We start from the raw sequence: 20,612 nt of genomic DNA on the forward strand, positions 1-20,612 counted from the left end.
AGACAATTTCAAGCTGATTGCTGCCGCCGCCTTTGATAAAGGATAACTCCCGTCGACTCATTGTTGGAAAGGATTTCATTTTCATATAAGTATGGTTTTATGTACTTGAATATAACACAGTCGGGTGCTGGCGCTCCTCACTGCGCCCGCTTTACGGGCGGGTGATATTAATTTTACCGTCAACTAACATATTCCGCAGGAATATATATACTTACCTAATGCAAAAAGGGCTGCCTCCTCAGAGACAGCCCTTATTATGTAATAATTGCTTGCCGGAAAATAGAAGCGATTAATACTGATCATTGAGGCAGAAGATCGGCTTACGATTGATCCACTTGCCGCGTGTAAAATCAGGGATATACTGCACGTTACCGCCTTCCATGATAGATTGCTCACTAAGTGGTGTGATCGCATACCATGTCGCCAGATCATATACATCCAACGCATATGGGGCACTCCGTTTGATACTCTCTACAAAAGAGTTGATCACAAACCAGTCCATTCCTCCATGGCCGGCACCGGCTGCATCATTCGCATAGCGTTTCCACAGCGGGTGATCGTATTTGCCCATATAAGAATCAGCTTCTTTATCATTGCCTGCTTTCTCCCAGCTATGTGGCTTGCTTTTACCTTCAATATGGATAGAATCAAAATCATCCATCCACAGCCCGTTAGTACCTTGTACCCGGAAATTCAAAGAGTAGGGACGGGGCAGGTTCGTGTCGTGCGACAGCATGATCGTCTCTCCGTTATTAGTACGGATCAGCGTCGTAACGATATCACCGAGCTTGAATTCTACTTTCGCATTCGGATGACTTTCACTGCTGTTATCTACAATGTATTTATGCAACCCGCGGGATTTGGTAGCTACAGATGTTAACGACAACAAACGGTTACCACGATTAATATCGATCATATTGGAAACAGGACCTAAGCCGTGAGTAGGGTAGAGGTCACCGTTACGATGTACAGAATGATTGGTTCTCCATCTGGCTTCTGACATACCTTTTTCGCCAAATTCAACACCTCCGCCATATAACTGCTTGCCGCTGTTAAACTTTACAGCGCGCAGGTCATGCTGATAACCACCTTGCATATGTACAATCTCACCAAACAAACCCTGACGAGCCATATTCAGTACCGCCATCACATCACGACGATAACAAACGTTCTCCATACCAAACACCGGTATGCCGGTAGATTCACTGGTATTCACCAGCTCCCAGCATTCCTGGATATCGGTTGCTCCACATACTTCAACAGCAGGAGTTTTACCGGCTTTCATTGCGGCAACAGCTTGTATCGTATGCCACTCCCAGGGAGTAGCAATGATCACGGCATCAATATCTGTACGCTTTAACAGGTTCAGATAATCCTCATTTCCATTGGTATACTCTGCTACTTTCTTCTTACCACCGTAAGCCTTGGTGATCATTTCGCGGGATTTTGGCACCGCCCAGTTAGTATCCGGATCCGCAATAGCGATCACGTCTACGTCATCACGACGTAAACACAGATCCAGGTGACTCTGACCACGGGCTCCTACACCGATCAGACCCATTCTTACTTTGGCTTTTTTCTCGTTAGCGAATAGTTTGGCAGACGAGCTCAGGACCGAAAGTCCCACACCGGCAGCTACCGTGTTTTTGATGAAATTTCTGCGTGGCAGTGATGGCTTGTTCATGTTCTATGTTCTATATAGTAAATAAGTGTAAAATAAGGGAACGCTAAATTTAGCTAAATAGAAGTTGTTTTAGCAATGCTTTTTGATTTTTTCTGACATTTTTGTGACGAGCGGAAAGTAATACAGTAAGCATTCGTCATCACTTCTCTTCCATTCCACCCGACCACCCTTGTTGCTTTTTTACCTATTTTTCCCTCAATATTCACGAACACTCCCGCCCGGCGCCTATTTAGCATTATATTAGGGAGCCGGAGCATCCCGGGAAATTTGAGAACAGCAAACATGAAAAAAAATAACTTGCTCTTAGCTGCCTTACTCACAGGTGCTACCGCACTCACTCAGGCACAGGATATCAAGCCGTATGGCGCATTGCCCAGCAAGGCCCAACTACAATGGCAGGACTTGGAATACTACATGTTCATCCACTTCGGTCCCAACACCTTTACCGACAAAGAATGGGGACATGGCGATGAAGATCCTAAGATATTCAATCCCTCCCAGCTTGATGCACAACAGTGGGCGCGTACCGCTAAAGCAGCAGGTATGAAAGGTATCATCATCACCGCCAAACATCATGATGGCTTCTGCTTGTGGCCCAGCAAATACAGTACACATACCGTACGGGAAAGCAGCTGGAAAGAGGGCAAAGGAGATGTGCTGGCCGAACTGTCCGCTGCTTGTAAGGCAAATGGCCTCAAATTTGGCGTATACCTGTCTCCCTGGGATCGTAACCACCCCAAATATGGTACGCCCGAATACAACCAGATATTCGCCAATACTCTCACTGAGGTATTATCCAACTATGGAGAAGTGTTCGAACAATGGTTTGATGGCGCCAACGGCGAAGGCCCGGGAGGCAAAAAACAGGTATACGACTGGCCCTTGTTCCATAGCGTGGTATATAAACTGCAACCACAGGCTGTTATCTTCAGTGATGTAGGACCTGGCTGCCGTTGGGTAGGCAACGAAAATGGGATCGCTGGCAAAACCAACTGGAGCACTCTCAACGTTAATGGCTTCAGCCCCGGCGCTGGCGGCCCACCACAGGCAGTGCTCAATGCCGGTAATGAAGATGGCGAACAATGGATACCTGCCGAATGTGATGTGTCTATACGCCCGGGATGGTTCTACAGTGCCGCTACAGACGACAAGGTGAAAAGTGTAGCACAACTCCTCGATATCTACTATGCTTCCGTAGGCCGCAACGGCAGCTTCCTCCTGAATGTACCGGTCGACAGGCGGGGCCTTATCCATGCCAACGATTCTACCCGGCTCATGGAACTCCGCCGCGTTCTGGATGCCAGCTTTAAGACCAATCTCGCCTTACGTGCCAGCGTTACGGCTTCCAATACACGTACGAATAATAAACAGGTAAGCGCAGCACATCTCACCGATGGCAATAACAATACCTACTGGGCTACCAAAGAGGGTGCACCAAAGGCTGATATTACATTGGAAACCGCCCGCCCGGTCTCCTTCAACCGCATCGTACTGCAGGAATACCTGCCACTGGGACAACGGGTCAAGTCTTTCGTCGTAGAAGTATGGGAAAATGGATCGTTCAAAGAAGTAGCCCGGGAAACCACCATCGGGCATAAACGTATCCTCAGACTGCCGGCATTGACTGCCGCCAAAGTCAGGGTACGTATCCTCGATGCCAAAGCCAGCCCCGTGATCAGCGAGATTCAGCTGTACAAAGCACCCGAAGTATTGGAAAGACCAACTGTCAGCAGAGATCGTATGGGTACTGTTACCATCTCCTGTACCTCTCCGGACCCGGTTATCCGTTACACTACTGATGGCAGCGAACCCACTGCTACCGCCACTATATACAAAGCACCGTTTGCGTTGCCGGCCGGTGGCACCGTCAAAGCCAAATCGTTTATCGACAACGGTCGCCAAAGTAGCGAAACAAGCATCGCCTTATATGATATCGCACCGGCCACCTGGTCTGCTACCGCAGATGGTACCACCAAAGGACATGATGCTGCAAAAGCCATCGATGGCGATCCAGCTACCTTCTGGCAAAGCGGCGACCCGGCCACCGGAGCAGGCTATCCCCATGAACTACAAGTTGACCTGGGCAATACCTGCTCATTGAAAGGATTTGCCTACACGCCGTCCAGGCAGGCACATGGCAGCGGTACCTTTGCCAAATATGCTTTTTATGTGAGCCAGGATGGTAAAAACTGGAACGCTCCTGTCGTAACCGGAACGTTTGATAATATCCGTAATAACCCTGTTCGCCAGGAAGTGAAGTGGCAAAAGACAGTGACAGCCAGGTATATCAAACTGGTAGCCTTGCAACCGGCCAATGAGCAAGAACAATGGGCTACTGTCGCCGAACTGGAAGTCATCACTAAATGATAGGAGAAAGGCGAAGATCCGGATACCAGGTCCTAAGGCTGGGATAATAAAAATCGGCAAAAGTCATGAACAAAGCCTGCCCAAGGGACCTGGTATACGGAACATTCACTAAAAAGTGTTGCAGTTAAATACCCGGGCTACCGCCTGCCGGGACGTAGCAGTAAGATCTGCAATATCCTGTTGTGTGATAAGGGTCAGTAAAGAACGTGATGGAGGATCGTCAGGAAGCTGCTTACTTTCCAGTTGCTGCTGCAAATGATGTATACGGTCAGCAGGAGGGTGGTTGCTGATCAGGAATAGACGACTCCGCGCATTATTCCAGCGTTCTACCAACTTGTCATAAAACCAGGCCGATACCTGCGGGTCAGTGACCACCACATGCCTGAAAAAACGCCAGTCATATCGCTGAACCGTCACCGGCGTCAACGCTCTCGCAAATGCATCCTGCTCCTCATGATGCTCATGCAGATACCCGAACAGATCACCCGCTTCCAACAGCTCATGAGTGGTCTCATTACCTTCGGCGGAAACATTCCCCAGTTTTATATACCCCTGCTTCACTTCATATACGTGTAACGATCTCATTGGGGGCGTATAGATAGCCATCCCTTCCGTGTAACAGTGCTCGCTGATCTTATCAGTCATATCAAGTGTGGAGTAGCTACTGAGATAACGTACTAACCCCATATCTTGAATAATAGACATATGTGTATTAGTTGTAGGTTGTAAGGATGCTTTAAAGATAATGCGCATTTGTTAATTAAATCTTAAGAAAGTATACATTCTTTACTTAACTACGCCTATCCTTTAAGTACCCTGTACCTTTCCTATAACCTGATCTCTTCCGTCTGGTACACCTGGCGTTCATCTCCCCTTATAGAAGCCGTCACGCGTAATGGTTGTTCTCCCCAGTGTATTTTTAATAATCCGTAATTCAATTTGAATACCATCTTACCCACCCGCAGGTGATTAGGTTCATCGCCTGGCGCAGACCAGGTATGGGTCAGTCCGCTGCTGGTGATGTCATATAATGGATAAGGCAAGCCTGGGAGAGAAATGCGGGACATCTCTGCCATATGCCGGTCGCCGCTGATTAAAATAGTACCGGCCGGATGCGTTTTGCCCAGCAGCTCAAATAGCCGCTTACGGGCGGTCGGAAAATTAGCCCATTTTTCAACCTGATGTTCCTCCGGTAAGATCTGTATACCACAGCCGATCAGGTGCACCTGCGCATCAGAACCGGTGAGCTGTTCTTCTAGCCATTGCCACTGGGCCGCACCGAGTATGTCGCCTTCCGGATCTGGGACATTCGCCTTCCCATCAGGTCCCTTTTTCAGCGGATCCCGGAAATACCGGCCATCCAGCAGGATAACCTTCACCTTCCTGCCCTTAGGCCCGAAAGTGTAGGATTGATAACCGCCTTCATGCGCGCGATCCGGAGAATTAGCAGGTACATGCAGGAACTCATACATCAGGTCCCTGCTCGGACCTCGCTGCTGATATTCCTTTCCTGCATCATTAAGGCCGTAATCATGATCGTCCCACACACCTACAATGGGCACCCGCGCCAATAACTGCCGGTAACCTGTCTGCATTTTCTGCCAGTTATACTTATCTCTCAGCTCCGTCATGTCATCTGTGTCACCATAAATATTATCTCCCAGCCATACCCACAGATCCGGTTTGTCTCCGATAATATCATCCCACAATGGCTGAGGCTGATCTTGCCGGTTACAAGAACCAAAGGCAATAGTAGTCAATGCCTTATCCGCGTTGATAGCTTTGTAAGCAATCTGCTGCGACGACTTACAACCAAAAGGCAATAAAAGCACCAGCCAGCCGTATTTTTTAAGATTCATCAAGAGTAGTTTATGAGACAGAAATATATAAGCACCAAATTTAATGCTTCAGCGCTATTCTTCACGGCCGGCAATAGCGCTTCTCATCCCTTTACAGCCCGGAAAATGCCGTGCATAAACACTTTGATATAATAAATCCCGGGTATCCTTAATAATTTATTAACCTGCATCTTAGTCGCAGGGTATTAAAGATTTGTCAAAATTTTATCTGATGAAAAAAAATTGGGTTATTTAAAAAGATATTGTTATAACTTTGCGGATAATTCAAACTAAAGACGCAATTTTTTATAACAATTTAACGCTGAACTGAAGTTGGAAAACTTTGCAACCCATACCAACATTTCTGCATATCACCCTTCTCTCACAGAAGGCGTATATACTATTGGGTTCCCTGTCTTTAGATACCTCTCCCGACGACCTCGTATTTGATAGCGTTCGTCATATGGCACGCTATCGCGCAATGATTGTATAAACCATATCATCATTGCTTTCTTGCATTCCCGCAATGGGATTCTCAGTCTAATTTATTGGTTCACGATTTCAATTTAACAAGTTGGAAGATCTAAAGATCATTGTCAGGGTAGCCACTCCTGATGATGCGCATTATGCAAATATCATCACAGATGAAATGGAATCATCTGCTAAAGCCAGAGGTACAGGCATCGCCAAACGCTCTCCGGCTTATGTGGAGCTCAAGATGAAGGAAGGAAAAGCTGTTATAGCAGTCACCGCCACCGGCGACTGGGTAGGCTTCTGCTACATAGAAGCCTGGGGACATGAGAAATTCGTAGCCAACTCCGGCCTTATCGTCAACCCGGCTTTCAGAGGCCATGGCGTAGCCAAATCTATCAAAGAAAAAATATTCGAACTCTCCCGGCAAAAATACCCGGATGCAAAAATATTCGGACTCACCACCGGCCTCGCTGTCATGAAGATCAACTCCGATCTCGGATACGAACCCGTAACTTACTCCGAACTCACCGACGACGAAGAGTTCTGGAAAGGCTGTCAAAGCTGCGTTAACTTTGACATCCTCACCGCCAAAGGCCGTAAAAACTGCCTCTGCACTGCTATGCTCTACGATCCCGTAGAAAAAGCAAAAGAAGCCGCCGAAGCAGCCGCCAAAGCAGCTTCCCTACAGTCAACAACACAACCGCAACTCATGGTTACCTCCGAAGGTGCCATGCATCACCACAAACAAAGAAGAAGATTTAAAGGAAACTTTAAACTCTTTGAACGCTGGTTACGTTTTAAAAGATTTGTTTTGCTGAAGTCTAATCGTAAAGATGGCGCCGGCGCCCATCACAAAAGAAGATTCTTCCTTTTCAACTTGTTCTGATATTCTTTAAACAATACTATTCACTAATAAGCGATCATAATAATGAAAAAAGTAGTACTGGGATTTAGCGGAGGACTAGATACTTCCTATTGCGTAAAATATCTTTCCGAAGAAAAAGGATATGAAGTACATTCCGTTATCGTCAATACTGGCGGCTTTACAACAGAAGAACTGCAAGAAATAGAAAAAAGAGCTTTCAGCCTGGGTGTAAAAAGCCATAAAACCGTAAACGCAGTACGCTCTTATTATGATCAGGTAGTTAAATACCTCATCTTCGGTAACGCGCTCAAAAATAATACATACCCCCTCAGCGTAAGCGCAGAACGCATGAGCCAGGCCATCGCCATCGCAGACTACGTAAGAGAAGTAGGCGCCGACGCCGTCGCTCATGGTAGCACCGGCGCAGGAAATGACCAGGTACGATTCGATATGATATTCCATATCATGATCCCCGGCGTTGAAATCATCACTCCCATCCGTGATCTCAAACTGAGCAGAGAAGAAGAAATAGCCTTCCTCAAAGCCAAAGGAGTAGACATGAACTTCGACAAAGCTATGTACTCCATCAACAAAGGCCTCTGGGGTACCTCTGTTGGTGGAAAAGAAACACTCACCTCCAATGGCATGCTACCCGAAGAAGCATTCCCTACACAACTCACCAAAGAACAACCCGAACAGGTAGTCCTCCACTTCACTAAAGGAGAACTAACCGGCGTCAACGATAAAACATTCGAACATCCAACCGATGCCATCATCTTCCTTCAGTCCATCGCTGGCCCCTTCGCCATCGGTCGCGACATTCATGTAGGTGATACCATCATCGGTATCAAAGGTCGCGTTGGCTTTGAAGCCGCCGCCCCTATGGTGATCATCAAAGCACACCATGCACTCGAAAAACATGTGCTCACCAAATGGCAACTCAGCTGGAAAGACCAACTGGCGCAGTTCTATGGCAACTGGATGCACGAAGGCCAGATACTCGACCCCGTAATGCGCGATATCGAAGCCTTCCTCCAAAACACACAACAACACGTAACCGGTAAAGTGTTCGTAACACTTATGCCTTATCGCTTCCAGGTTATTGGCATCGAATCCGAATACGACCTCATGAGCAGCAAATTTGGCAAATACGGCGAAATGAATAACGGCTGGAGCGGAGAAGACGTAAGAGGTTTCTCTAAGATCTTCGGTAACCAGACCATGATCTGGCACCAGGTGAAAACCGCACAGTCCTGATCACTTCCTTATTCACGATTTCAAACGCTAGGTAAAAATGACACAACATAAAAGCATCAGAGTAGGTATCATAGGTGGAGCAGGGTACACAGGTGGCGAAATGATCCGCCTGCTCATCAACCACCCCGCCGTGGAGATCACCTTCATCCACAGCCGCAGCAATGCCGGCAATCCCGTACACTCCGTACATGCCGACCTGCTGGGAGATACTGACCTGAGCTTTACCGGCGAAATAAACAACGATATCGATGTACTCTTCCTCTGCCTCGGACATGGAGAAGCCAGGAAATTCCTGGAAGCAAATGATATCGCCTCGTCCGTAAAAGTGATCGACCTCAGCCAGGACTTCCGCCTCGGCGAATCCATCAATGGCCGTGAGTTCATCTACGGTCTGCCCGAACTCAACAGGGAGATCATCACCTCCGCACATAATATCGCTAATCCAGGCTGCTTCGCCACCGGTATTCAACTGGGCCTCCTCCCGCTCGCAAAAGCAGGACTGCTCCTGGAAGTACATACCACCGGCATCACCGGCTCCACAGGCGCAGGCCAAAGCCTGCAATCTACCAGCCACTTTACCTGGAGAGCTAATAATATCTCTACATATAAAGTACTCACACATCAACACCTCAAAGAGATCCGACGAAGCCTGACCACCCTGCAGCCTTCTTTTGCTGCTGATGTGAACTTCGTACCCGTAAGAGGAGACTACCCTAGAGGTATCTGGGTATCTTCTTACCTCGAATCCGCGTTGTCCCTCGATGAGGCCAAAGCACTTTACAAGGAGTATTACGCTTCCCATCCGTTCACTCTCGTCAGCGATAAGCAAATAGACCTGAAGCAGGTGGTCAATACCAACAAATGTCTCCTGCAACTGGAAAAAGTAGACAACAAGCTGATCATCCACTCCATCGAGGATAACCTCCTCAAAGGAGCCTCCGGTCAGGCAGTACAGAACATGAACCTCATTTGCGGCCTGGAAGAGACCTCCGGCCTCAAACTCAAATCAATCGTGTTTTAATCACTAACAGTAGCATCCGCTTATCATGAAACTTTTTGACGTTTATCCAATCAACGATATCACAATAGAAAAAGCCTTAGGATCCAATGTATGGGACGATAATGGCACAGAATACCTCGACCTCTACGGCGGCCATGCCGTGATCTCCATCGGCCACACACACCCGCATTATGTCAAAAGACTCACCGAACAGCTGAATAAAGTAGGATTCTATTCCAATTCTATCCGCATTCCGCTGCAACAACAACTGGCCGAAAAATTAGGCCAGCTCTCCGGCAAACCAGACTACCAGCTGTTCCTCTGTAACTCCGGCGCAGAAGCCAATGAAAACGCCCTCAAACTGGCCTCTTTTCATAATGGTAAAAAGAAAGTGATCGCTTTCCGCAAATCTTTCCATGGCAGAACATCCCTCGCAGTAGCCGCTACCGACAATCCCAAGATCGTCGCACCGGTAAATGAGACCGACAATGTGATCTTCCTGCCCTGGGCCGACGAAGCCGCACTCGAACAGGCCTTCCAGCAACATGAAATATCTTCCGTGATCATCGAAGGTATTCAGGGCGTCGGTGGCATCATCGTCGCTGCTCCCGCATTCCTGCAGAAGATCAGGTCACTCTGTGATGCACACAACGCCGTATTCATCGCCGACTCCGTACAGTGTGGTTACGGTCGCAGCGGTAAATTCTTCTCCCACGACTACGCCGGCGTCAACGCAGATATCTACACCATGGCTAAAGGGATGGGCAACGGATTCCCGGTAGGTGGTATCATCATCGCCCCACATATCCAGGCTTCATATGGTTTGCTGGGCACCACATTCGGTGGTAACCACCTCGCCTGTGCCGCTGCACTGGCAGTACTGGAAGTGATCGAACAGGAACAGCTGATCGATAACGCCGCCAACCAGGGTGCCTACCTCATAGAACAACTACGCACATTCCCGCAAGTACTGGAAGTAAGAGGCCGTGGCCTCATGATCGGTATCCAGCTGCCGGAAGAACTGGCAAATACCAGAAAAGAATTACTCTTCCAACATAAAATATTCACCGGAGAAGCTAAACCAAACGTGATCAGGTTACTGCCGTCCCTGGCCCTTACCAGACAGCATGCCGATCAGTTCCTGGATGCATTCGGCAAAGCATTGAAACAATAGGTTATTCTTTTTTACCGGAGTGATAGCTTAGCTATCGCTCCTTTACTTTCTAGCTTTTATTCGTTACATGAAACAGTTTATTTCCGTTAATGATGTCCCGGGTGTCCCGCGGTTGGTAGAGAAAGCCTTGGACTATAAGCAACATCCTTTCAAAGACAAATCCCTGGGGACTAACAAAACCCTGGGCATGATATTCCTTAACCCCAGCCTCCGCACCCGCCTCAGTACACAGGTAGCTGCCAAAAACCTGGGAATGGAAGCCGTAGTGTTCAATATCGATAAGGAAGGATGGCAACTGGAAATGAATGATGGCGCTATCATGAATGGCAGCACCTCCGAACACGTAAAGGAAGCCGCCGCCGTAATGGGCCAGTACTTCGATATCCTCGCTATCCGTACCTTCCCCGGACTGAAGGATAAAGAAGAAGACTACACAGAAAAATATATCAATCAATTCATCAAATACGCCGGCGTACCTGTAGTGAGCCTCGAAAGCGCCACCTTACATCCGCTGCAGAGCCTCACCGACGTGATCACCATCAAAGAGCAATGGCAACAGCCACGCAAACCTAAAGTGGTGATGACCTGGGCCCCTCACGTAAAAGCATTGCCGCAGGCCGTACCCAACTCCTTCGCACAGTGGATGAACGCATGGGACGAAGTAGACTTCGTGATCACACATCCCGAAGGATATGAACTGGACCCGGAATTCTCCGGCAACGCCACCATCGAATACAACCAGGATAAAGCGCTCGAAGGCGCCGACTTCGTATATGTGAAAAACTGGTCCTCTTACGAAGAATATGGTAAGATCCTCAACAGCGATCCTTCCTGGATGATCACCAACAATAAACTGAAAGGTACCAACCAGGCTAAGATCATGCACTGCCTGCCGGTAAGAAGGAACGTAGTGATCGCAGATGAAGTACTCGATGGTCCACAGTCCATCGTCATTCAGGAAGCCGGTAACCGCGTATGGGCCGCACAGGCAGTATTAAGCGAAATACTGGCCGCCGGCGCCCGCTAAGATCGTCTTAAAGCAAAGCACAAGTATGTCAATCAGCGATAATAATCAACGTGAACAACTTTTTGTCATCAAGGTAGGAGGAAACGTTATAGACAATCCTGCCTTGCTGCAATCCTTTCTGGCCGATTTCGCCAAAGTACCGGGCAATAAACTGCTGATCCATGGTGGCGGCAAGATCGCTACCCGTATCGGCGACAAACTGGGCATCGAATCAAAGTATGTCGATGGCCGCCGCATCACCGATGCCGATACCATCGATGTCGTTACCATGGTATATGGTGGACTCGTGAATAAACAACTGGTCGCCAAACTGCAGGCCCTGGGCTGCAATGCCATCGGCCTCACCGGCGCTGATGCCAATATCATCCCCGCCGCCAAACGCCCGGTCAAAGAGATCGACTACGGCTTCGTCGGCGATGTGCTCCCGGCAGCCATGAACGTCGCCGGCCTCCAGGCCATCGTCCGCGCCGGACTCATACCCGTGTTCGCATCCCTCACCCACGACGGAAAAGGGCAAATGCTGAACACCAACGCAGACACCATCGCCGCATCACTGGCCATCGCCCTGTCCGCATCCTACCAGGTACGACTCATCTATTGCTTCGAAAAGAAAGGTGTACTCAGCGATGCCGCCGACGACAACGCCGTGATCAACCTCATAGATCGTAATAGCTATGAACAATTAAAAGAAGAAAAAGTACTGACAGATGGCATACTCCCTAAACTGGAAAACGCTTTCGAGGCGATCACAAGCGGAGTCAATGAAGTGCTCATCGGACATGCAGCAGATATTCTCAGCAATACCTCCGGCACCGTATCCGGTACTTTAATACGATAAAAAAATGTGGGAAGAACACCTATTTACTGATGCCGTCAAACTATTACAGTCACTGATAGCTACACCATCCCTGAGCAGGGAAGAAGACCAGACCGCCGCCATCATCAGCGCTTTCCTGGATCAACGCAACATCCCGCACCAACGCCAGGGCAACAATATCTGGGCGAAGAACAAACACTTCGACAGCAACAAACCTACTATACTATTCAACTCCCACCACGACACCGTAAAGCCTAATCCGCAATATACACGCGATCCGTTCAGCCCCGATATCGTAGAAGACAAACTCTACGGCCTGGGCAGCAACGACGCCGGTGGCTGCCTCGTCAGCCTCATCGCCACCTTCCTGCACTTCTACGAAAAACAGAACCTCCGGTATAATATCATGCTCTCCGCTACCGCAGAAGAAGAAATCAGCGGCAACAATGGCGTAGAAAGTATCCTCTCTCAACTGCCTCCCATCGAATTCGCCATCGTAGGAGAACCTACACTCACCCAGCTGGCAGTAGCAGAAAAAGGACTCATGGTACTCGACTGCGTCAGCTATGGCAAAGCCGGACATGCCGCCAGGGAAGAAGGAGAGAACGCCATCTACAAAGCCCTCGCCGATATCTCCTGGTTCCGCCAGTACCGGTTTCCTAAAATATCAGAAACACTGGGGGCCGTAAAGATGAGCGTCACCGTTATCAATACCTCCAACAAAGCACATAACGTCGTACCGGCAGAATGCTCCTTCGTTGTCGATGTAAGGGTAACGGATATGTATACACTCGAAGAAGTGCTCGATATCATCCGTAGCTACGTAAGCTGCGAAGTAAAACCTCGCTCCATGCGTATGCGCCCCTCCGGTATCTCCCGCGAACATCCGTTCGTACAGGCTGGTATCGCATTGGGCAAAACCTGCTACGGATCACCCACCACCTCCGACCAGGCGCTCATACCCGCCACCTCCGTGAAGATGGGCCCCGGCGATTCCGCCCGCTCACATACCGCAGATGAATTCATCTACGTACACGAGATACGCGATGGCATAGATAGCTATATCCGCTTGCTGGAGAAAATGATCTGATAGAAAGAAAAGCCTGACCGTATGAAACATACACAGGCACTGAGTTAGAATAAAGTGTTATAAACTAATAAGCGCTGTTATGAAGTTATGGCAGAAAGATAAAACGGCACTCGCCGCGGTAGAACAGTTTACCGTCGGTAAAGATCGTGAAATGGACCTTTTCCTGGCGCCGTTCGATGTACAGGGCTCCCTCGCACATATACAGATGCTGCAAAGCATCGGCCTGCTGGAAGCAGCAGAACTGAAAGTACTGCAACAGGAACTGAAACAGATCTACAAAGAGATCGCTACCGGCAACTTCACCCTCGAAGAGGGCGTGGAAGACATCCACTCCCAGGTAGAACTGCTCCTCACCCGCCGCCTCGGCGAAGTAGGTAAAAAGATCCATAGCGGCCGCTCCCGCAATGACCAGGTATTGGTAGACATCCGCCTCTACCTCCGGCACGAGCTCGAACAGATCGTGAAAGAAGTAAAACAACTGTTCGACCTCCTCCAACGTCAGAGCGAAACCTATAAAGAACACCTCCTGCCTGGATATACCCACCTGCAGATCGCCATGCCTTCCTCTTTCGGACTCTGGCTGGGCGCCTATGCAGAAAGCCTGGCCGATGACCTGCTCATACTGCAGGGGGCCTATAACGTGGTCAACAAAAACCCACTGGGCTCCGCCGCCGGATATGGCTCCTCATTTCCGCTCAACCGCGAAATGACCACCCAACTCCTGGGATTTAGCTCACTCAACTACAACGTGGTATACGCACAGATGGGCCGCGGTAAATCAGAAAAGATCGTCGCCTTCGCACTCGCCGGCATCGGCGCTACCCTCGCGAAAATGGCCATGGACGCATGCCTGTTCATGAACCAGAACTTCGGCTTCATCAGCTTCCCCGACGAACTCACCACCGGCTCCAGCATCATGCCGCACAAAAAGAACCCGGATGTTTGGGAACTTATCCGCTCTCATGGCAACAAACTACAGGCCTTGCCCAATGAGATCGCCATGATGATCACCAACCTCCCCAGCGGCTACCATCGCGACCTCCAACTGCTGAAAGAAAATCTCTTCCCGGCTTTCGGTACCCTCAAAGATTGTATCCGAATGGCCAGCCTCATGCTGGAAAACGTACAGGTTAAAAAAAATATCCTCAACGACGAAAAATATCAATACCTCTTCAGCGTCGAAGTCGTAAACAAACTGGTGCTCGAAGGAATGCCCTTCCGCGAAGCCTATAAAAAAGTAGGCCTGGACATCGAACAAGGTACCTACGCACCCGAAAAGACCGTACATCACACACACGAAGGCAGCATCGGCAACCTCTGTACCACGCAGATAGCCGCCATGATGGACGAAGTGCTCAATGGATTCCCCTTCACACACGTACATACCGCTATCAATCAACTGCTGGCCGAATAGCAGCCAGATAAATACAGGGGATCCCTCCGGCTCATCATACCCGGAGGGATCTTTTTCCCAAAAAAACCCTAAAAAAATTGGCGCTATAATTGAATTGCCCTTATCTTTGTACTGTAATAATTAAAAGTACAGTTAAGGGCACGCACCTCGCTAAAAAAAATAACCCACTATCCATTGGTTAATTTTTAACGCATTCATTTTCAATGAATAACTGTACCTGGAAGTATAACTGTAATATTTTTGATAACAATTAAATTGACACACATGTCCTCCACTGTATTAGTTTTTGGTGCCACCGGCACCTCCGGTCGCGAAGTAGTAAAACAACTGGCTGGTAAAGACGTGAACGTAAAAGCTGCCACCCGCTATCCCGAAAATTATAACGCCCCCGCACCGAATGTACACCCCGTAAAACTCGTGCAGGAAGATCCCGCTACCTTCAGCACCGCGCTCGAAGGAGTAGACAAAGCCTTTGTTGCAGCCATTCCCACAGATCCCGCCGCTTTCGAAAAACTATCCGCTTTCATCGATGCCGCCAAAGCAGCTGGTGTAAGACACATCGTATTCCTTTCCGCCATCGGCGTGGAACACAACGACGAGCTGACCCTACGTAAAGTAGAGCTGCACCTCCAGAAATCTGGTATCGCATTCGATATCCTGCGTCCCAACTTCTTCATGGAAAATTTCTCTATAGGCGGATTCAGTGTCAACGAAACACACCAGATCACATTGCCCGCCGCAGATTCCCTCACCAGCTTTATCTCTACCGAAGATATCGCCCGTGTAGCCGCTCACTTCCTGCTGGGCCAACCGGGTAATGATGGATACACACTCACCGGTCCTGAAGCACTGGATCACCACCAGGTCGCTGCACTGATCAGTGAGGCAAACGGACAACAGGTGAAATATGTTCCGCTTACAGAAGAGGAGCATGCCGCAGCCCTGCGCGCAGCAGGAGTGCCCGAACCGTCTATCGCCTATATGGGCGCACTGTTCCAGGCTGTAAGAGCAGGATTCATGGCGCCGGTTACAGATGTGGTAAAACAAATCACCGGACAAGCACCAAAAGACTTTAAAACCTTCGCGGCAGCCACCTGGAAATAGATAAAAAGCAATCGGTCATCTGCTACCAGATGACCGATTGCAATGAGTATTTTTATGTAGGATCGGTTGTTAATAAGAATGCATTAAAAGGACAGGTTGACGCCTGCCATGAAATTAATGCCTGCCATAGGGAAATAGTAATTGCTATATTTCACTGTTCCATTTTTTATACTGGTATAAGTGGCGCCATTAGGCGCATATTTGCGGTCCGTGAAGTTATTCACTGCCACGAGTACCCCCAGCTCCTTAAACAGGCGTTGTGGCACCGTATAACGCACCCGCAGGTCATTCACATAGTAAGCATCCAGGCTGCCCTGTACATTGCTGCTGTTGTTCATATACTGGCGACTTACATACTTGCCGGCCAGGTCTATGAACAGCTGCTGTAAAGGCTGAAAACTCAATGTATGCCCGGCTACCACGTTAGGAGAGAAGGCAATATCCGTATTGTCGTAATGACGCGTCTCCTCCAGCTCTGTGTCCTCATTGGAATAGTAGGCCGTATAGTCCCTGATCTTATTCTGACTCAACGCCGCATTTACCGACAGGGTAAACCAGGGCGTCAATACCGCACTACCTTGCACCTCTATACCCAGCCGGTAACTATTGGGAATATTGATCCTCGTATAGGCGCCTACGTCATTCAGCTTACCTGTCTGCACCAGCTGGTTCTTATAACGCATATAATACACATTGGCTTGCAATGATATTTTATCCCCGCGCAGCGAATAACCGGCTTCCACATTGTGTAAGGTTTCATGTGTAGGACGTAGCTTTACACCAGCTTCAAAATCATCCCGGTTAGGCTCTTTATTACCCACTGCATAAGAAGCATACAACTGCTGCCGTTCGTTCAGGTAATAGTAAACACCAACCTTCGGATTGAAGAAGTTGTAGTTGTTCTTTTGGAAAAGAGTAGGGTTCTTCCGGAATCCTCCCAAGTCATAATGCACCCTTCTGTATTGCAGATCGGTGAACAGACGTAATGCTTCCGTGATCTTAAATTCTCCCTTCCAGTAAATGTTGAAGTCCGTCTTCAGCGCATCAAGATCATACCAACGGTGGTCTTTATCGATCGCATACTGCGCCCAGATGATCTTCCCATAGTGATTGCCTTCGTACTTGTTCCAACCACCGCCCAGGCTCCAGTTCAGTACCTTGCCGGTACTGTTGATAGAAAAGATACCGCCATAAAAATGGTTGTCCAGCCATAGTTGTCTCACCAGGTCCGTCGTTTTGATCGTATCATTGTTGATCACCGGATTAGTTAACCCATAGTCAGTGAAAGCCTGCTTGGCTTGATATTGTTCGAAGTAGCCCTTACCGCGGGTGTAGTGCAACGCTACGTTGAAATTTAAATGAGTATTGATCTCCTGATTCAGGAACAGCTGATAATGATCCTGCTGATAGTTGTCTGTTTCATTATCGTATGGAGTGCCCGGCTTATCTGTACCAGCTGAGTTATACGTACGGTGTGTCTTCAAAGAGTCCTGTGGTACACCATTCCATGCCTGGTAGGTCTTCTCCTTGCCGGAAAAGACATTCAGGCGGATTGCTGTCTTCTTACTGATATAGGCAGCAGAAGTATAAAAGGATTTCAGGTCCGATCCTGCACGGTCAATATACCCGTCAGAAGATATCTTGGAGAGCCGCGCATCAAAAGTGAAATGATCGTTGATAAGCCCGCTACCAGCTTTTACCGTATGTTTCCAGGAGTTGAAGGAGCCATAGCTGTTACTCAATTCAGCATAAGCCTTGTCACGGAATTCATTGGTACTCAGGTTCAGCGAAGCGCCAAAGGCGCCGGCGCCGTTGGTAGAAGTGCCCACCCCCCGTTGCAGTTGCACACTGCTCACAGAAGAGGCAAAGTCAGGCATGTTCACAAAGAAAGCACCTTGCGATTCCGCATCGTTAATAGGAATACCGTTCACCGTAATATTTACCCTTGTAATATCCGAACCACGTACCCGCATATTGGTATACCCCACGCCATTACCGGCATCTGAATTGGACACGACTCCCGGCAGCTGGTTCAGCAGTATCGGAAGATCCTGTCCCAGGTTCTGTTTTTTGATATCTTCCTTATCCAGGGTAGTACTGGTAAATGGCGCATTTTTGCCGGCTCGCAGACTGCTGATCTCTACCGGCTTCACAAACAAACCGGTTTCTTCCAGCACGATATCCTGCGTCTGACTACTGCCCTGGATGGTCACCGAAACGCTATAGGTCCGGAATCCCAGGTAAGACGCTTGCAGCCTATAAACACCGTTGCGGGGTACCTGTATCCGGTAGTGCCCTTTACCGTCTGTATGAGCACCGCCTGAAGTGTTGCCGGTGACAATCACCGCTACGCCGGGCAGCGGCTGCCCCCTCTTTTTGTCAGTAACCGTACCGGAGATAAATGTCTGCGCATGTAGCACACCTGCTACAAATAAAAGCGCAATAAGCATGAAATGTTTCATGTACGTAAAGCATCCTTTTCACGACCCGCCGTGCTCCGTTCAGTCACAATCACAAGTATTGCATAGGCAGAGACAGGCATTGAGCCGTACAATTAAAAAATAAAAACGGTAAGGAAACGGATCGCTTACCTTTCCTAACCAGCATTACCTGGCCAGGTTCAACGGGTCTGATCTCAGCCTGATTAGTAAGGCACCCCGAGGTGAAACCGGCTCTAGCGTATGAAATAGTAAGTACGCCGGTCTCCGGTACAAAGTTATAACCCCACAGCTTAAAAACGAGAATTTATTTTTTACTGTTTCCGATTTACAGTAAATTAGAATACTTACGCTCCAATCATCATTCTCTCTTTGGTTTCATTTATTTGTTAACATCTAAACACTTCTTCTGATGATTAAACTACAGGTAATCGGTCACCTGGGCAGAAATGCTGTACAGAGAGAGGCCAACGGAAAATCTGTATTAGGCTTTAGCGTAGCACACACAGAAAAATTCAGGAACCAGCAAGGTGTACAACAAGAACGTACCACCTGGATAGACTGCTCCCTCTGGGAACGGGATAACCTGGCGCCATATCTCACACAGGGCACACAAGTATTCGTAGAAGGAACGCCTACACTCGACACTTATGTCAGTAATACAACAAATGAGAAAGTACCCGTACTAAGATTACGCGTCACCAATATTCAGTTGTTAGGCAGTAGGAGAGAAGATGCTCAACGCACAGACAATGCCACGCAAAGCGGTGCCACGCAAGCCTTTTCAGACGATCAGCCCACAGATGATCTGCCGTTCTGATCTGTAAAATAAACAGCGCTGGTATCGGCGATACCAGCGCTGTTTGAATTTTTTTTAAGTTTTTTTGAAAAAATATTTGGCAGATGTTAAATCGCGCCTTACATTTGCACCCACATTGCGAGGTAGAGCAGAGGTAGCTCGTCGGGCTCATAACCCGAAGGTCAGGGGTTCGAATCCTCTCCTCGCTACTAAAAAAGTTAAAAAGAGCCGAAGTAATTCGGCTTTTTTTATTTGCGGCCACTGCCCAGAAAAGAAGCACTACTTGGCTATCGCCGCATCAAAAAAGCAATTTTGCCTAATTTAAAAAGTAGTGCCGGCCCGCTTAAAGGCCACTGTTGAATGTAATGCACAAAGCTGGATTTGTAAATATTTTCGGGAAGCCAAATGCTGGTAAAAGTACTCTGCTCAATGCTTTGATCGGGGAAAAACTGGCTATCATATCTCCTAAAGTACAAACTACCCGCCACCGCATTACCGCAGTACTGACAGAGCCGGACTATCAGATCGTTTTTTCCGATACCCCGGGTATCATAGACCCACGGTATAGACTGCACGAAAAAATGATGGGCGCCGTAAAGTCCGCCCTCGAAGATGCAGACGTCGCTTTACTCATCATGGATGCCAAAGATGACGTAGCTGCCAATCTCGAACTGTTCGACTCCCTGCGCCTGAAAGTGCCTTGCCTGCTACTGATCAACAAAACCGACCTGCTCAAAAAAGAACAGCTGGAAGAAGTAGTAGCCAAATGCAAAGCCTGGGGCAAAGCAGAAGTCATCACCCTCTCCGCTCTTAAGCAGGAAGGCATCAAAGAGCTGCTCGCAGCCATCCTGGCACACCTGCCGGAAAGCGAAGCCTTCTACCCGGAAGACACCCTCACCGATCGCTCCACAAGATTTTTTGTAGCCGAGATGATCCGTGAAAAAATCTTCCACCTGTTTGAAGAAGAGATCCCTTATCATACCGCCGTAATCGTAAGCCAGTTCCAGGAAAAACAAACCCTGGTCAAGATCACGGCCGAGATCATTGTCACCCGTGAAACACAAAAGGCAATCATCATCGGAGAAAAAGGGAAATCGATACGCGAGATCGGTACACTGGCCAGACAAGACATCGAAAAGTTCCTGGACCAGAAAGTCTTTCTCGAACTCTTCGTCAAAGTACGTGGCAAATGGAGAGATAACGATCTCTACCTGAGAGAATACGGGTATTAATTTTTTATAGCTAATTCAAATAAAAAGTAAAT

The 20,612-nt window shown here is 48.4% G+C and carries 16 protein-coding genes, 1 tRNA gene and 1 riboswitch; of the genes, 13 read left to right on the forward strand and 4 right to left on the reverse strand.

Features of this window, described 5'->3' with window-relative positions; all coding sequences use genetic code 11:
* Positions 1 to 289: 289 nt before the first annotated feature.
* A complete protein-coding gene (locus KTO58_RS02130) occupies positions 290 to 1,684 on the reverse strand; it encodes a Gfo/Idh/MocA family protein (RefSeq protein WP_198315049.1) in 1,395 nt (464 codons plus the stop codon).
* 282 nt (positions 1,685 to 1,966) lie between these two features.
* On the opposite strand from KTO58_RS02130, the gene KTO58_RS02135 reads away from it, so the two are divergent.
* Entirely contained in the window at positions 1,967 to 4,051 is a 2,085-nt protein-coding gene (locus tag KTO58_RS02135) for an alpha-L-fucosidase (protein WP_095840963.1), read from the forward strand.
* A 108-nt stretch (positions 4,052 to 4,159) separates the two neighbouring features.
* Here KTO58_RS02135 and KTO58_RS02140 read toward each other — a convergent pair whose 3' ends face one another.
* Both KTO58_RS02140 and KTO58_RS02145 read right to left on the reverse strand, forming a co-directional pair.
* Positions 4,160 to 4,756: a Crp/Fnr family transcriptional regulator gene (locus KTO58_RS02140; RefSeq protein WP_157753244.1), complete on the reverse strand. Its 597-nt coding sequence runs from the start codon at positions 4,754 to 4,756 to the stop codon at positions 4,160 to 4,162.
* 122 nt (positions 4,757 to 4,878) lie between these two features.
* Positions 4,879 to 5,910, reverse strand: coding sequence for an alkaline phosphatase D family protein (locus KTO58_RS02145; RefSeq protein WP_095840961.1), 1,032 nt, complete (start codon positions 5,908 to 5,910; stop codon positions 4,879 to 4,881).
* Between the two features lie 553 nt (positions 5,911 to 6,463).
* Here KTO58_RS02145 and KTO58_RS02150 point away from each other — a divergent pair.
* From KTO58_RS02150 to KTO58_RS02190, 9 genes are all read left to right on the forward strand, one after another.
* Complete coding sequence (locus KTO58_RS02150) at positions 6,464 to 7,249, forward strand: GNAT family N-acetyltransferase (RefSeq protein WP_095840960.1); 786 nt, start codon at positions 6,464 to 6,466, stop codon at positions 7,247 to 7,249.
* 42 nt (positions 7,250 to 7,291) lie between these two features.
* On the forward strand, positions 7,292 to 8,485 hold the full coding sequence (gene argG / locus KTO58_RS02155) for an argininosuccinate synthase (RefSeq protein ID WP_225860016.1): 1,194 nt from the start codon (positions 7,292 to 7,294) through the stop codon (positions 8,483 to 8,485).
* A gap of 37 nt (positions 8,486 to 8,522) precedes the next feature.
* Positions 8,523 to 9,506 (forward strand): N-acetyl-gamma-glutamyl-phosphate reductase, encoded by a 984-nt coding sequence (gene argC, locus KTO58_RS02160; RefSeq protein ID WP_095840958.1) that lies wholly within the window; start codon positions 8,523 to 8,525, stop codon positions 9,504 to 9,506.
* A gap of 25 nt (positions 9,507 to 9,531) precedes the next feature.
* Complete coding sequence (locus KTO58_RS02165; protein WP_225860017.1) at positions 9,532 to 10,659, forward strand: aspartate aminotransferase family protein; 1,128 nt, start codon at positions 9,532 to 9,534, stop codon at positions 10,657 to 10,659.
* Between the two features lie 67 nt (positions 10,660 to 10,726).
* A complete protein-coding gene (locus KTO58_RS02170) occupies positions 10,727 to 11,686 on the forward strand; it encodes an N-acetylornithine carbamoyltransferase (protein WP_095840956.1) in 960 nt (319 codons plus the stop codon).
* A gap of 25 nt (positions 11,687 to 11,711) precedes the next feature.
* Positions 11,712 to 12,524: an acetylglutamate kinase gene (gene argB, locus KTO58_RS02175; protein ID WP_095840955.1), complete on the forward strand. Its 813-nt coding sequence runs from the start codon at positions 11,712 to 11,714 to the stop codon at positions 12,522 to 12,524.
* Between the two features lie 4 nt (positions 12,525 to 12,528).
* The gene (locus KTO58_RS02180) at positions 12,529 to 13,593 is read left to right on the forward strand and encodes a M20 family metallo-hydrolase (RefSeq protein WP_095840954.1); all 1,065 of its coding nucleotides are present in this window, start codon (positions 12,529 to 12,531) and stop codon (positions 13,591 to 13,593) included.
* Between the two features lie 79 nt (positions 13,594 to 13,672).
* Positions 13,673 to 15,007: an argininosuccinate lyase gene (argH, locus tag KTO58_RS02185; protein ID WP_095840953.1), complete on the forward strand. Its 1,335-nt coding sequence runs from the start codon at positions 13,673 to 13,675 to the stop codon at positions 15,005 to 15,007.
* Positions 15,008 to 15,271: 264 nt separating this feature from the next.
* The gene (locus KTO58_RS02190; protein ID WP_095840952.1) at positions 15,272 to 16,111 is read left to right on the forward strand and encodes an NmrA family NAD(P)-binding protein; all 840 of its coding nucleotides are present in this window, start codon (positions 15,272 to 15,274) and stop codon (positions 16,109 to 16,111) included.
* 83 nt (positions 16,112 to 16,194) lie between these two features.
* Here KTO58_RS02190 and KTO58_RS02195 read toward each other — a convergent pair whose 3' ends face one another.
* Positions 16,195 to 18,573: a TonB-dependent receptor gene (locus KTO58_RS02195; protein WP_095840951.1), complete on the reverse strand. Its 2,379-nt coding sequence runs from the start codon at positions 18,571 to 18,573 to the stop codon at positions 16,195 to 16,197.
* Between the two features lie 114 nt (positions 18,574 to 18,687).
* Positions 18,688 to 18,781: riboswitch (TPP riboswitch) on the reverse strand.
* Positions 18,782 to 18,961: 180 nt separating this feature from the next.
* Between KTO58_RS02195 and KTO58_RS02200 the strand changes: the two genes are divergently transcribed.
* The 3 genes from KTO58_RS02200 to era all read left to right on the forward strand — a co-directional run bounded on the left by KTO58_RS02200 (position 18,962) and on the right by era (position 20,580).
* Complete coding sequence (locus tag KTO58_RS02200; protein WP_095840950.1) at positions 18,962 to 19,369, forward strand: single-stranded DNA-binding protein; 408 nt, start codon at positions 18,962 to 18,964, stop codon at positions 19,367 to 19,369.
* 116 nt (positions 19,370 to 19,485) lie between these two features.
* Positions 19,486 to 19,557: transfer RNA gene (locus tag KTO58_RS02205), tRNA-Met, on the forward strand.
* 156 nt (positions 19,558 to 19,713) lie between these two features.
* Positions 19,714 to 20,580 carry a GTPase Era gene (era, locus tag KTO58_RS02210; protein WP_095841744.1) on the forward strand — a complete coding sequence of 289 codons (867 nt, stop codon included), beginning with the start codon at positions 19,714 to 19,716 and terminating at the stop codon, positions 20,578 to 20,580.
* Positions 20,581 to 20,612: the final 32 nt, after the last annotated feature.

It is taken from the genome of Chitinophaga pendula (genome assembly GCF_020386615.1).
GTDB lineage: Bacteria > Bacteroidota > Bacteroidia > Chitinophagales > Chitinophagaceae > Chitinophaga > Chitinophaga pendula.